Source organism: Ruegeria sp. B11, from assembly GCF_056539785.1.
Genome location: NZ_JBQFVO010000003.1, coordinates 335,500 through 348,630, shown reverse-complemented (window position 1 = coordinate 348,630; position 13,131 = coordinate 335,500). Strand labels below are relative to the sequence as shown.

Here is a 13,131-nt window from a genome sequence, read left to right as displayed (position 1 = left end):
GCCTAGCGGGACTGCCCGTCAGGTTCAAGCCGCAGTTCGGTTAAGGTGGATTATCAGTCGAACTTGCGGCTCGGAGCCAGCACCATGGCCTCACCCACCAACACTTTCTTTCCGTCAACTGCGCAGTGGCAATCCAGTTTCACCCGACGTTTGGCAAAATCGATATCGATCACCTTGACCTCGGCATAAACCATGTCGCCCGGACGCACCGGCGCCAGAAATTTAAGCGATTGTCCCATGTACACGGTTCCATGTCCGGGCAGCTGCTCTCCGATCACGGCAGAGATCAGGCCGGCGGTCAGCATGCCATGCGCAATGCGCCCTTCGAAAATCGTATCGCGGGCATAGTCATCATCCAGATGAACCGGATTCCGGTCGGTCGATACTTGAGCGAACATCTCGATATCTTCATCGGTCACGACTTTGCGCAAGTGCCGTGACATGCCCATTTCGATGTCTTCGATGCAAATCGTTCCGCGCGGAAGGTTGTCCAACATGCTGCCCTCATTCGAGATCGAAAGAGCAACAAAAGACCATCATCTGCCGCTCGTCGGCAACTTTATTACTTCGCAGTTGCAGAAAATCAAGTCTTTTTTGCTATCTCAGGCGACCAATCGAATAGGTTGGATTGATCTGTTCCTTCTCGTTATGAGCTTTCAACGCGTCTTCGTCTGGATGATGTGATGTTTTGGTTTCTGCGGCTGCCAAACCGCCGGTGATGAAGAGGGTATCAATGCCTTCCCCCATGCCTCCAGCGATATCTGTTTGCGGCCCGTCCCCTATGGCAAGTATTTCAGAATCCGACACATCAACCCCAATCGCCTGCAACCTGCGCCGGGCCAGATCGTAGATCGGCGGGTGTGGCTTACCGAAATATAGGCTTTCACCACCCATCTCGGTATAAAGTCGGGCCAAAGCACCTGCGCACCATTCGCGCGTTTCGCCTCGGTCCACCACGATGTCCGGATTTGCGCAGAGCAGTTTCATCCCTTTCTGCTTGGCATAAAGAAAGTCGGGCCGGTTCACATCTGGGTCCGCCATCGGGTCGAACGGGCCGCAACACACGATGCCTTCGGCCGCGTCCAGCGGAACGCGTTCAATGTGGATCGGATGATCCAGCAGTTTCAGGGGTTCAAAAAAACCGGCATCCCGCTGCCATTCCCCCATGAAGTAGACTTTTTCGCCAATCGCCCCGCGAAACATCGCTGAACGCGCCGAATCACCGCTGGTTGCAATCGTGTCATAGGAATCTGCCGGCACATTGAAATGTAAAAGCTGCTCGGCAACCCCGGCCCGAGGCTTGGGGGAATTGGTTACAAGAACCACCGTGCCACCACGTTGACGATAAGCTTGCAGCGCCGCTACCGCCTCTGGGTAGGCTGTGATCCCGTTGTGGACGCATCCCCACAAATCAACGAATAACGCTTTGTAGCGGTCAGAGATTTCAGCGAGTGAAGAAACGATCTGGGTCATGGCGCGCCTCGTGCAGCAGGGAATGCGAGATGTCAAAGCCTATGGCAGAGCGCGGGGGGATTGGCCAGAGGTGCAGCCCAAGGCGGAGCGGCCGAAATCAACCCCCCTTGTTCATCTGGCCAAAAATATCTCGGAGCGCGAGGCAGAGCCTCGCAAAAAAAAAGCGCCCGGTTTCGGGCGCCTTTGACAATCTAAATTCAAACCTTGAGGTTCGGAATGATCTGCTTTTTCCGGCTCATCACGCCGGGCAACACAACCGCGTCACCGTCCACGGTTGCGCCAAAGCTCTTCTCAGCGACACCTTTGACCAGATCATTTGGAACCAGCAGCGTTGCCTCTTCGTTCAGAATGTCGACCACGAACAGCAACACCTGATCAACGCCGTCTTCCTTGGCCACATCAGCCATCGAGCTTACGATGCTGTCCTTCCGATCCAGCACGACACCGGGGGCTGTGGTTTCCAGAACCGAGACCCGGAACTTGGTGCCGTCTACTTCGTATTCTTTGCTGTCCATGCGGATCAGTTCGGCGTCCGAGAATGACGATACATCCGATTTTGCTGCAAACATGTCGGCGGCGTAGGCCGAGATATCCAGACCAAGTTCAGCCGCCAGTTTCTCAGCCACGGCGCGGTCGTGTGCGGTGGTTGTGGGTGAGCGGAATTCCAGTGTGTCCGACAGGATGCAGGTCAGCGCGGCACCTTTGATCGCGTCGGGCATCTTGGCGGCGTCGTCACCCATTAGATCGACCATGATGGTTGCCGTGCAGGCCAGCGGGCGCACAGTGATGTCGATGGGGCCTTTGGTTTCAAGCCCGCCAACCAGTTTGTGGTGGTCGATTATGGCGCGGATATCTGCGCTGTTGATGCTGGCGGGCAGCTCGGCCGGATTGTTGGTGTCGACGATGACAACCGGTGCATCCTCGGCCACGTCCTCGATGATTTGCGGCTTGGGCAGGTCCCAACGCTCAAGCATAAAGGCGGCTTCGGTGTTGGGTTCGCCTAGCAAAACGGGCTGTGCCTGTTCACCTTTTACTTCGTTCAGATACCATGACCACAGGATCGGAGAGCCGGTGGAATCGGTGTCGGGAGATTTGTGGCCAAAAACTAGCGTTGTCATGTCTCGTGTCCTGAAGAATATGGATTTGCGCGCCTTATAGGGTGGTCAAACACGGTTGTCACCCGGAAGCAAACTTGCTGCGACCCTTGGTCTGAAAACCTAGAATTCAGCGCGTTCCAGTGTATATCCGGCTTGATGTAGCTGGTTCAGTAAGCCGTAGTCGTTGCTCAGATGTCCGGCCCCGACAGCGATCACCGCGGTCTGATCCTTCAGGTCCAGAATCTTCTCCATCCAGCTTGCATTGCGCTGCACCAGAAGCTGATCTTCGAAGCCTTTCCATTCGGCTTCAAACTCTTCTGGCGTCATCCCCGAGGCCTCAAGCCCTTGAAGCTTGGCAAGCTCAATGATCGCGGCGTGCTGCTCTTCGATATAGGCGTTGGCCATTGTGATCATCTGGTCGTCCCCAGCCTGCAGCGCCCCGGACAGACGGGTCAGAGAGGCCACTTGTTCTTCCAGCGGATGGCTGTCGAACATCGCGATCAAATCCTCGATCCGCTCTAGCGAGTACTGGGGTATCCCGTGTTGTTCGGCCAGTTCCGTCAGGCGCGTGTCCATGCCGCGATCAAAATCAGGGGTATTCATCAGGCAAGGCGGAATACCCAGCATCATACTGAGAAACCAGGGGCGCATCTTGGCCGCCATCCAGCCAGGAATGCCACGCTCGGCCAGAGTCGCGGACAGCGCTGTCCAATCTTCTTCCGACATCAGGTCAATCAAAGTGGGGCCAGACGTAATCAGGACCGGGCTGAAATCATCGGCCAGATCTTTTTCGAATGCGTCCATTTCGTCCTGTGTGACCTCGAAGAAAAACGCGTCGGCCTGACTCAGAACTGGCTCCAAGCGCTCGACCACGGGTGCCATGCGGGGGTCGCTGGTGTGGAGGGTGCCGATCAGGTGCAAGACGGTCCCGTCTTTTGTCGCGATCCAGTGGTTGCCCTCCGGAAACGGAATGTCACTGATTGTCTTCTCGAGATCAGCTTGACTTTCGGCCGACAGGTCAAGCCTAAGATCTCTCCCTTCGCAGGCCGCATGGGCGGTAATCGGAAGCAAAAGGCCGAGACAAAAGCTGAGCAAGCGCATATGGAACCTTCCGGAAATGGCGAATATGACTAAGACGTACTCCTGCCTTCTTGTCAGTTGCAATGTAGTTTGTCTTCAAACCGTGGCTGGCAATCCGCGCGAAACTACATAGCATAGCGTTATGAAGCTCGAGCAGGACCTTTACCCACCCATCAAAGCCTTGTTGGAACGTCAGGGTTATACCGTGAAAGGTGAAGTTGGCGCCGCCGACATTGTTGCTCTGCGAGACGGGCAGGAGCCGGTGATCGTTGAACTCAAGCTTCGCTTCAGCCTCGCGCTGTTTCACCAGGCCATCACTCGTCTGAAAATAACCGATCAGGTCTACATTGGGGTCTGTAAACCAAAAGGCCGAGCAGCGCGACGGGCGTTGAGGGATAATCTGGCGTTGTGCCGTCGCCTGGGGTTGGGTCTGATCACCGTGCGCTCTGATGGAACGGTCGAGGTTCAATGCGATCCCGGCCCATATGCGCCGCGCAAGGATAAGGTCAGGGCCAAACGGTTGCTGCGCGAGTTTGAACGGTTGCAAGGTGATCCCAATTCGGGTGGTGCAACCCGCCATGGGATCGTAACGGCCTATCGGCAAGATGCACTAAAATGCGCGGCCCATCTGGCAGAGAACGGAGCGGGCAAGGGGGCCGATGTCGCAAAGGCCACTGGCGTAAGTGCGGCGACACGTTTGATGTACGACAATCACTACGGCTGGTTCGAAAAAGTGGAAAAGGGCGTCTACGCGTTGTCTGAGGCTGGGCAAGAAGGTCTGAAACACTGGGCGTACAGCTGGGATCAGCCAGACTAGCTGCCTTGTTCTTGCCTGCTTATCGCGCCGGGCAAAAAAATCTTTCACATATTGTTGACTCGCTTCCTGCAACTCCCTAGCTATGCGTCGTTATCACTCATGAGACCCGAGTGCTAACGCCTCGTCAGTCGGCGAGGGGAGGATAACAAACTTTGAGCCCAAGGAGCTGCAAAGATGGCATTGAAACCGCTTCATGACCGTGTGCTGGTTCGTCGCGTAGAAAGCGAAGAGAAAACCGCAGGCGGACTGATCATTCCCGACAGCGCAAAAGAAAAGCCCAGCGAAGGCGAAGTCGTTGCAACCGGCGAAGGCGCGCGCAAGGACAGCGGCGAACTGATCGCGATGGCTGTAAAAGCTGGCGACAAGATCCTGTTCGGCAAATGGTCGGGCACCGAGGTTCAGGTCAACGGCGAAGAGCTGCTGATGATGAAAGAAAGCGACATCATGGGGATCATCGAGTAAGCGCACCTGCTTTCTCTGATCTTCATTTCAACAGATATTCTCAAGGAGAGACAACATGTCTGCAAAGGACGTCAAGTTTGACACCGATGCCCGTAACCGCATGCTGGCCGGTGTAAATGTTCTGGCCGATGCTGTTAAAGTGACCCTGGGCCCGAAAGGCCGCAACGTGGTTCTGGACAAATCCTTTGGCGCGCCGCGCATCACCAAAGACGGTGTTTCGGTTGCCAAGGAAATCGAACTGGAAGACAAGTTCGAAAACATGGGCGCGCAGATGGTGAAAGAAGTCGCCAGCCGCACCAATGACGAAGCCGGCGACGGCACCACCACCGCAACCGTTCTAGCCCAAGCCATCGTTCGCGAAGGTCTGAAGCAGGTTGCTGCTGGCCTGAACCCGATGGACCTGAAGCGCGGCATCGACCTGGCAACTGCCAAGGTTGTCGAAGGCATCAAAGACGCTTCGCGTGAAGTCAAAGACTCGGCAGAAGTTGCTCAGGTTGGCACCATCTCGGCCAACGGCGAAGCCGAAATCGGCCAGCAGATCGCAGACGCGATGCAGAAAGTTGGCAACGAAGGCGTTATCACCGTCGAAGAAAACAAAGGTCTGGAAACCGAGACCGATGTTGTCGAAGGTATGCAGTTCGACCGTGGCTACCTGTCGCCTTACTTCGTCACCAACGCAGACAAGATGATCGCAGAACTCGACGACTGCATGATCCTGCTGCACGAAAAGAAACTGTCCTCGCTGCAGCCGATGGTTCCGCTGCTCGAGCAGGTGATCCAGTCGCAAAAGCCGCTGCTGATCATTGCTGAGGATGTTGAAGGCGAAGCGCTGGCAACTCTGGTGGTCAACAAACTGCGCGGCGGCCTGAAAATTGCTGCTGTCAAAGCACCGGGCTTCGGCGATCGCCGCAAGGCCATGCTGCAGGACATCGCGATCCTGACCGGTGGTCAGGTCATCAGCGAAGATCTTGGCATGAAGCTCGAGTCCGTCACCATGGACATGCTGGGCACCGCCAAGAAAATCGAAATCACCAAAGACGAAACCACCATCGTCGACGGTGCTGGCGAGAAAGCCGAGATCGAGGCACGTGTTGCTCAGATCCGCACTCAGATCGAAGAAACTTCGTCGGACTACGACCGTGAGAAGCTGCAAGAGCGCGTTGCCAAACTGGCAGGCGGTGTTGCTGTTATCCGCGTCGGCGGCATGACCGAAGTTGAAGTGAAAGAGCGTAAGGACCGTGTCGACGATGCTCTGAACGCGACCCGCGCTGCCGTTCAGGAAGGCGTTGTTGTCGGCGGTGGTGTTGCTCTGGTTCAGGCCGGTAAAGCACTGGAAACTCTGGAAGGTGCAAACGCTGACCAGAACGCAGGTATCAACATCGTTCGTAAGGCAATCGAAGCGCCTTTGCGCCAGATCGCCGAGAACGCTGGTGTCGACGGTGCGGTTGTTGCTGGCAAAGTTCGCGAAAGCGACGACGCAGCATTCGGCTTCAACGCCCAGACCGAAGAATATGGCGACATGTTCTCGTTCGGTGTGATCGACCCGGCCAAAGTTGTCCGTACCGCTCTGGAAGATGCGGCATCGGTTGCTGGCCTGCTGGTCACCACCGAAGCAATGGTTGCCGACAAGCCCGCCAAAGAAGGCGCGGCACCTGCCGGCGGCATGCCCGACATGGGCGGCATGGGCGGCATGATGTAAGCTGCTTTAGCCTTAGTGCTTAATAGCGGGGTCGCCTTTGGGCGGCCCCGGTTTTGTTTGGAATGTCTGTTGTGCATTCGTATCATTGGCGCTGGTAGGCTCTGGTCCGAGGAGGGTCGGGATTGGCTCGGCAATCGGGAATGTGAGTGTGCAAATCCCTTTGAAACGGCTATGCGGTTGATATGCGACTGTTTCTTCTGACCGCTTTAACCATGTGCGCCTTCGCCGCGAATTCGATCCTGAACCGCCTTGCTATCGACAGCGGCGCAAGTGATCCGGCGAGATTTGCCATCATCCGAGTTTTGGCTGGTGCCTTGGTTTTAACTGTATTGGTGGCGCTTCGGGGCAGCTCGATCCCTGTTTTTAATCGTCGACGTGTTGTTGGGGCCGGGTCACTGTCGCTTTATATGATCGGGTTTTCAGTAGCGTATCTGACGCTTGATGCAGGGCTCGGTGCGCTGATCCTGTTTGGGGTTGTGCAAATTACCATGTTTGCGATTGGTGCTATGACCGGTTCTGCACCCACTTTGAGACAGATATTGGGTGCCAGTATTGCGCTTGGTGGGCTGGCTTTTGTTCTTTGGCCTGCTGGGACGGTTCAGGTCGACCCGACAGGAGCCGGCTTAATGACGGCTGCCGGGGTCGGGTGGGCCATATATTCCATCGCGGGCCGGTCCGAACCAGATGCATTGTCGGGAACTGCAGCAAATTTCATCATGGCGTTGCCCGTCACGGGATTTGCCCTGTTCCTGCTGGGAAGCAATTGGCAAGTGTCTCCGCTTGGCTATGGGCTGGCTGCGCTTTCCGGAGGCGTCACGTCCGGTCTCGGCTATGCGCTATGGTACCGTGTCGTGCCACAGCTTTCACCGGCGGTGGCCGCGATCGTGCAACTCAGCGTTCCAGTTATCGCAATTGCTGCCGGGGTCATCCTGTTAGCCGAGATGGCAAGTCTAAGGCTTCTACTCGGCGCCGGATTTGTACTCGGCGGCATCGCACTGGCGGTGCTGCGCCGGAACCGTGGCTAGGGGTTCCCTCGGCCTGGGTTAGGCCTTATCTGGCGTGTATGAAATTTCTTGCTGTTCTCCTCTTGTGCCTTATGCCTGCGGTGGCCAATGCGAAATGCGTGGTCCTTCTGCACGGCCTCGCGCGCACAGAGGCCTCGTTTACCGTCATGGAGCAGCTTTTTCATGCGCATGGTTACACTGTGGTTCGTCCCGGTTACCCTTCGACAGACCTACCAATACCAGACCTCGCCAACCAGACTTTACCAGCTGCGTTCGCCGCCTGCGGGGAGGATACGGTTAACGTTGTAGCGCATTCGATGGGGGGCATTCTGCTGCGCTATTGGTTGCAGGACAATGACCCCGAGAATCTGGGACGCGTTGTCATGCTCGGACCTCCTAATCAGGGCAGCCAACTGGTGGACGAGCTTGGCGCCTGGGAGGTTTTCGGCTTTCTGAATGGCCCTGCAGGGCTTGCGTTGGGAACCGGACCAGAGGGTATTCCACGCCGCCTGCCGCCCGTGGACTTCGATTTGGGGGTGATTGCAGGCGAGAACTCATTGAACCCAGTGTTCTCGTCTCTGATCGATGGTCCAGATGACGGCAAGGTATCGATCGAAACCACAAAGGTTGAGGGTATGGCTGATCACATCGTTTTGCCGGTGACGCATACGTTCATGATGAACAACCCACGGGTCATGGCGCAGACCCTGCATTTCATCGAATTCGGACAGTTCGATCCACAAATCACCTGGCTTGACGGGGTGATGGATATCATCGACCAGATCTGCCTTGGGGAAGATTGCTCGGAACCGGACTCGGAGCCCACTCAATGAACTCATTGGAACTGACATTGACCGGCGCGAATGTTCTGTTGCCCGGCGAAGGGGTGTCGCGTGCTGAACTGACGATCGCCGAAGGTACCATTCAATCCGATATGGCAGGGCGGCAGATTGATTTGTCAGGATACCTCATCCTGCCTGGCATCATTGATTTGCATGGCGACGGTTTTGAACGTCACATCGCGCCCCGGCGCGGTGCCATGAAGCAGATGGCAGAGGGCATTTTATCGGTTGAAGCGGAACTAGCCGCGAATGGAATAACCACAGCTGTTCTGGCGCAGTTCCACAGTTGGGAAGGCGGCGTGCGCGGGCCCGAGTTTGCTGGTCAGGTTTTTGACGCCATCGCTGCGGTTCGGGATGATGTTGTAACCCAACTGATCCCTCAACTGCGCTTCGAAACCCATATGCTGGACGACTATGACGGGCTGCCCGAACGCATCGCGGATTGGCAGGTGCCTTATGTGGTTCTGAATGATCATCTACCTCATGACCGGCTGGCTGAGGGGCGAAAACCACCCCGCTTGACAGGGCAGGCACTGAAGGCGGGACGGAATCCCGAAGTGCATTTTGAGATGCTGAAGGCAATGCACAACCGCAGCGCCGAGGTGCCAGCAGCACTGGACAGCCTTTGCACTGTCCTTGCGAACCGAGGAATTCGGCTCGGCAGCCATGATGATACAACGCCGCAGGATCGTGCTGAGTGGCGCGAGCGCGGGGTGATGATCTCGGAATTTCCGGAAACGCTGGAAGCCGCCGAATGTGCCCGGGCGGGCGGAGATCACATCATCCTCGGCTCACCCAATGTTGTGCGGGGCGGCTCACATAAGGGAAATGCCAGCGCGGTGGATCTGATCTCGATGGGTTTGTGTGATGCATTGGCATCGGATTACCACTACCCCAGCCCGCGCCGCGCTGCGCTGATGTTGGTAAAATCTGGCCTGTTGGATATTGCGGGCGCCTGGGCGCTTGTCTCGTCCGGTCCCGCGCGGGTTTTAGGCCTGAAGGATCGCGGAACGCTACAGCCCGAATATCGTGCTGATCTGGTGATACTCGATGCGACAACCCACAAAGTGGCTGCCACACTGTCAGGCGGGTGTGTCAGCTATATGTCCGGTAGTATCGCAACACGTTTCTTGAGCTGATCCCGGCTTCATCTGGCTAAAAATACCTCCGCCGGAGGCATCGCGCGTAAGCGCGATTACCTCATCGCGAAATCCGGTTGAAATGCCCCATCTTGCGGCCGGCCTTGACCTCGGCCTTGCCATAGAGATGCAGTGCTACGTCCCGTTCGCGTGAAAGCTCGGGTACGCGGTCCATGTCATGCCCGATCAAATTCTCCATCACGACGTCCGAGTGGCGCTGACCGTCGCCCAAAGGCCAACCGGCCACGGCGCGAATATGTTGTTCAAACTGATCCACGGCGCAGCCGTTCTGGGTCCAGTGACCCGAGTTATGAACGCGCGGCGCGATTTCATTCACGATCAATCCTTGTGGCGTCACAAACAATTCGACACCCATGACGCCGACATAATCTAGCGCGTTGAGAATGTTGGCGGCCAGCAATACCGCATCTGTCCGCTGCGCCGGAGACAGGCGTGCCGGTATTGTGGTCGTGTGCAATATGCCATCGCGATGGACATTCTCGCCCGGATCGAAACAGGCAACTTGCCCGTCCAGACCGCGTGCTGCGATGACCGAAACCTCGTGGCTGAAGTCCACAAACCCTTCCAGTATGGACGGCGCGCCCGCCATATCGGCCAGTGCCGCCCCGGCATCTTCGGGTGCGCGCAGCCGGGCCTGACCTTTGCCGTCATAGCCGAAGCGTCGGGTTTTCAGGATAGCGGGGGTGCCAATGTCATCAATTGCGGCGCGCAGGCTGTCCAAATCGGAGATGTCTGCAAAGGGCGCGGTTTGCAGGCCTAAGCCTTGTAGAAATGTCTTTTCGGTCAAGCGGTCCTGACTGACCCGCAACGCCTCTCGACCCGGGTGAATGGGGCGGTGTGCCTCAAGCAGATCCAGCGCCTGGGTGGGGATGTTTTCAAACTCGTAGGTGATCACGTCGACCGACTCAGCAAAGGCCTTCAATGCGTCGGCGTCATCATAGGCTGCGGTCGTGACCTGATTTGCAACTTGACCGGCCGGAGGATTTGCGCTCGGCTCGAATATGTGGGACTTGAACCCCAACCGTGCAGCCGCGATCGAGAGCATCCTGCCCAGCTGACCGCCCCCCAATATCCCGATTGTCGCACCGGGCGTAAGCATATCTGACATCGTCATGTCTCCAATCTCTTGCCAATCGCACTCAGTGCAGCACGCAAGGCATCATGCGCGCCCTCAGATTGCAAAATATCCGTCATCTGAAGGCTCAGTGTGCCCTCGGTCGCAAGCGCGTCACGCTCGGCTGCCAGTTGGCCCGCATGCTCTTTTTGCATTGATGTCAGAAACCCTGACACAAGCTGCGTAGTGTAGAATTCGGCCCGGTCTTTGTCGCCGGTCTGATCAGCCAACCAGTCGGTGCCTGTTGCCATAAGATCCAGGATACCTGGCACCATGGCGCAGATGGCGAAGTGGGCGTTCAACGCGGCCTCATTGGCAACCTTCACCACAGGGTTTTCAGGCTCAAACAAATCAGCCAAGAGGCGATCGTTGCCGTAAGCGGCCAGCGGGCAACCCCCTGTCTGAAGGAACCCCAGCGGAATCGTTTGCACAAAATCCGATGCCGGCGCGCACAGGCCGGATAGCTGCTCCTCAGAGACGGCGGCCATCACCGAAACAATCTTCTGATCTGCGCGAAAGCTTAGCGGGGCCAGAACGTCCTCGGCCACATGGGGGCGCAGGCAGAGAAACACTATCTCGGACGCATCAATCACGTCTTGCGGAGTGCCAACTTGGACCCCAAGTTCGGCCTGCAGGGCCGAGGATACCTGGGCATTGCGTTCTGTGACGTAAAGATCATGACCTTTTGCAGCCATCAGCCGCGCGATTGGCGCAGCGATGTGGCCTGTGCCGATGAAACCGATACGGCTCATTGCTGAGGTTCTTCCGGGATCGAAGCAGAGAGGGCCTCGCGCCAGGCGTCCAGCCGTTCCGCAAGCGCGGCATCCTGCAGCGCCAGAATGCCCGCGGCCATCAGACCCGCATTGGCCCCGCCGGCCGAACCGATAGCCATGGTCGCAACCGGAAAACCTTTGGGCATCTGCACAATGGAATAGAGCGAATCTACGCCCGACAACGCGCGGGTTTGCACCGGAACGCCAATCACGGGCACACGTGTTTTCGACGCCATCATTCCGGGCAAATGCGCCGCGCCACCCGCGCCCGCGATAATGACCTGCAAGCCGCGCGACACGGCGGTTTTACCATAATCCCAGAGGCGATCCGGCGTGCGGTGGGCCGAGACGATCCGCGCCTCATAAGCGATGCCCAATTCATCCAGAATATCGGCGGCCTCTTTCATCGTGGGCCAGTCCGACTGACTGCCCATGATGATCCCTACTTTCACATCGCTCATCCGCTTACGTCCCTGCCATCGGAAAGAGCGCGCACTATAGCCAAATCCGCATATGTGGCAATGCGGTACGCGCGTCTCAGGCGATGATATCGGGGGTCAATCTGTCTTCGATCAGACGGATGATGTCTTTCAGGCGCAGTTTCTGCTTTTTTAGCCGCTTGATCGTCAATTGGTCCGAGGTCCCCTTGGCCTGCAAGGCCTCGATCGCTTCGTCCAAATCACGGTGCTGGCGTCGAAAGACCTCTAATTCCACCCGTAGGACTTCATCGGTTTTCATCGAAAGATCGGTGGGTGCGTTCATGGACGACTCAGTGTTTCAAGTGGTGCTTCTAACACAAGATAGTGTGTCAGGGTTTATCCGGCCAGACCTTGTGGACATCCCTGTATCTTCCCATATTCTATATCACGCGGTTGCCGACATCGGGACCGCAGAATACGTCGCTTTGACAATGAAGGACGAAAATACGTGTCGAAACTTACCTTAGGCTCATACCCGCATCTTTTGGGGTTCGAGCAGTTGGAACGCCTTCTGGAACGGTCTGCAAAGGCCGGAAATGAAGGATACCCGCCCTATAATATCGAGCAGACCTCGGATTTTTCCTATCGCATCACCTTGGCGGTGGCCGGTTTCGCGGAAGAGGACCTGTCGATTACAATCGAGGATCGCCAGTTGGTGATCCGGGGCCGTCAGCGCGACGACAGCGAGGGGCGCATATTCCTGCACCGTGGCATCGCGGCGCGTCAATTCCAGCGCATGTTTGTGCTGGCTGACGGGGTCGAGGTGGGCGAGGCGATCATGGAAAACGGTCTGCTGCATGTGGACCTGACCCGCGCCGTGCCTGAAACCGTGGTTCAGACAATCAACATCAAGAAGGGGTAAGAGCAATGAATACACCGATTGAGATCAACGCCGAAGGCAATCGGATTGTCTATGTAAAGGCCGTTGATGTGGCAGACCTTCCGCAGGATCTGCGAGAGCAGGCAGGCGATCTGGATCAGCTGTATGCTGTCCACGATTCCGATGGGCAGCAATTGGCACTGGTTGCCGACCGCAAGCTGGCCTTTGTACTGGCACGCGAACATGACCTGTCCCCGGTGGCCGTTCACTAGGCCACCAAACATTCCGCCGAATTGACGTGACATTTTCTG

Annotated in this window: 16 protein-coding genes; 8 read left to right on the top strand and 8 right to left on the bottom strand. The window is 56.9% G+C overall.

Annotated elements, in window-relative coordinates:
* Window positions 1–53: 53 nt before the first annotated feature.
* The 4 genes from ACR0I1_RS13480 to ACR0I1_RS13465 all read right to left on the bottom strand — a co-directional run bounded on the left by ACR0I1_RS13480 (window position 54) and on the right by ACR0I1_RS13465 (window position 3,671).
* Entirely contained in the window at window positions 54–497 is a 444-nt protein-coding gene (locus ACR0I1_RS13480) for a MaoC family dehydratase (RefSeq protein WP_074736482.1), read from the bottom strand.
* A gap of 100 nt (window positions 498–597) precedes the next feature.
* Window positions 598–1,473 carry a TIGR01459 family HAD-type hydrolase gene (locus ACR0I1_RS13475; RefSeq protein WP_170392423.1) on the bottom strand — a complete coding sequence of 292 codons (876 nt, stop codon included), beginning with the start codon at window positions 1,471–1,473 and terminating at the stop codon, window positions 598–600.
* 197 nt (window positions 1,474–1,670) lie between these two features.
* Complete coding sequence (locus ACR0I1_RS13470; RefSeq protein WP_480706886.1) at window positions 1,671–2,591, bottom strand: manganese-dependent inorganic pyrophosphatase; 921 nt, start codon at window positions 2,589–2,591, stop codon at window positions 1,671–1,673.
* Between the two features lie 99 nt (window positions 2,592–2,690).
* The gene (locus ACR0I1_RS13465; RefSeq protein ID WP_223116850.1) at window positions 2,691–3,671 is read right to left on the bottom strand and encodes a TraB/GumN family protein; all 981 of its coding nucleotides are present in this window, start codon (window positions 3,669–3,671) and stop codon (window positions 2,691–2,693) included.
* Window positions 3,672–3,792: 121 nt separating this feature from the next.
* On the opposite strand from ACR0I1_RS13465, the gene ACR0I1_RS13460 reads away from it, so the two are divergent.
* The 6 genes from ACR0I1_RS13460 (at window position 3,793) to ACR0I1_RS13435 (ending at window position 9,613) form a co-directional block, all read left to right on the top strand.
* Entirely contained in the window at window positions 3,793–4,467 is a 675-nt protein-coding gene (locus ACR0I1_RS13460; protein WP_223116849.1) for a DUF2161 domain-containing phosphodiesterase, read from the top strand.
* 174 nt (window positions 4,468–4,641) lie between these two features.
* Window positions 4,642–4,929 carry a co-chaperone GroES gene (gene groES / locus ACR0I1_RS13455; RefSeq protein WP_010441779.1) on the top strand — a complete coding sequence of 96 codons (288 nt, stop codon included), beginning with the start codon at window positions 4,642–4,644 and terminating at the stop codon, window positions 4,927–4,929.
* Window positions 4,930–4,984: 55 nt separating this feature from the next.
* Window positions 4,985–6,628, top strand: coding sequence for a chaperonin GroEL (gene groL / locus ACR0I1_RS13450; RefSeq protein ID WP_170392413.1), 1,644 nt, complete (start codon window positions 4,985–4,987; stop codon window positions 6,626–6,628).
* A gap of 182 nt (window positions 6,629–6,810) precedes the next feature.
* A complete protein-coding gene (locus ACR0I1_RS13445; protein ID WP_480706884.1) occupies window positions 6,811–7,653 on the top strand; it encodes a DMT family transporter in 843 nt (280 codons plus the stop codon).
* A 38-nt stretch (window positions 7,654–7,691) separates the two neighbouring features.
* On the top strand, window positions 7,692–8,465 hold the full coding sequence (locus ACR0I1_RS13440; protein WP_170512508.1) for an alpha/beta fold hydrolase: 774 nt from the start codon (window positions 7,692–7,694) through the stop codon (window positions 8,463–8,465).
* Entirely contained in the window at window positions 8,462–9,613 is a 1,152-nt protein-coding gene (locus ACR0I1_RS13435; protein ID WP_480706882.1) for an alpha-D-ribose 1-methylphosphonate 5-triphosphate diphosphatase, read from the top strand. The genes ACR0I1_RS13440 and ACR0I1_RS13435 overlap by 4 nt, the downstream gene beginning before the upstream one ends.
* Before the next feature lie 61 nt (window positions 9,614–9,674).
* Here the strand turns inward: ACR0I1_RS13435 and ACR0I1_RS13430 are convergent, their stop codons facing one another.
* From ACR0I1_RS13430 to ACR0I1_RS13415, 4 genes are all read right to left on the bottom strand, one after another.
* Window positions 9,675–10,742, bottom strand: coding sequence for a 5-(carboxyamino)imidazole ribonucleotide synthase (locus ACR0I1_RS13430; protein ID WP_170636068.1), 1,068 nt, complete (start codon window positions 10,740–10,742; stop codon window positions 9,675–9,677).
* Window positions 10,743–10,744: 2 nt separating this feature from the next.
* Window positions 10,745–11,500 carry an NAD(P)-binding domain-containing protein gene (locus tag ACR0I1_RS13425; RefSeq protein WP_480706880.1) on the bottom strand — a complete coding sequence of 252 codons (756 nt, stop codon included), beginning with the start codon at window positions 11,498–11,500 and terminating at the stop codon, window positions 10,745–10,747.
* Window positions 11,497–11,982, bottom strand: coding sequence for a 5-(carboxyamino)imidazole ribonucleotide mutase (purE, locus tag ACR0I1_RS13420; protein ID WP_170392399.1), 486 nt, complete (start codon window positions 11,980–11,982; stop codon window positions 11,497–11,499). Before purE ends, ACR0I1_RS13425 begins: the two co-directional genes overlap by 4 nt.
* Before the next feature lie 76 nt (window positions 11,983–12,058).
* Window positions 12,059–12,283, bottom strand: coding sequence for a YdcH family protein (locus ACR0I1_RS13415; RefSeq protein ID WP_010441787.1), 225 nt, complete (start codon window positions 12,281–12,283; stop codon window positions 12,059–12,061).
* Window positions 12,284–12,448: 165 nt separating this feature from the next.
* On the opposite strand from ACR0I1_RS13415, the gene ACR0I1_RS13410 reads away from it, so the two are divergent.
* Window positions 12,449–12,862, top strand: coding sequence for an Hsp20 family protein (locus ACR0I1_RS13410; RefSeq protein ID WP_010441788.1), 414 nt, complete (start codon window positions 12,449–12,451; stop codon window positions 12,860–12,862).
* Window positions 12,863–12,867: 5 nt separating this feature from the next.
* Complete coding sequence (locus tag ACR0I1_RS13405; RefSeq protein ID WP_170392397.1) at window positions 12,868–13,092, top strand: DUF1150 family protein; 225 nt, start codon at window positions 12,868–12,870, stop codon at window positions 13,090–13,092.
* The last annotated feature ends 39 nt before the right edge of the window (window positions 13,093–13,131 follow it).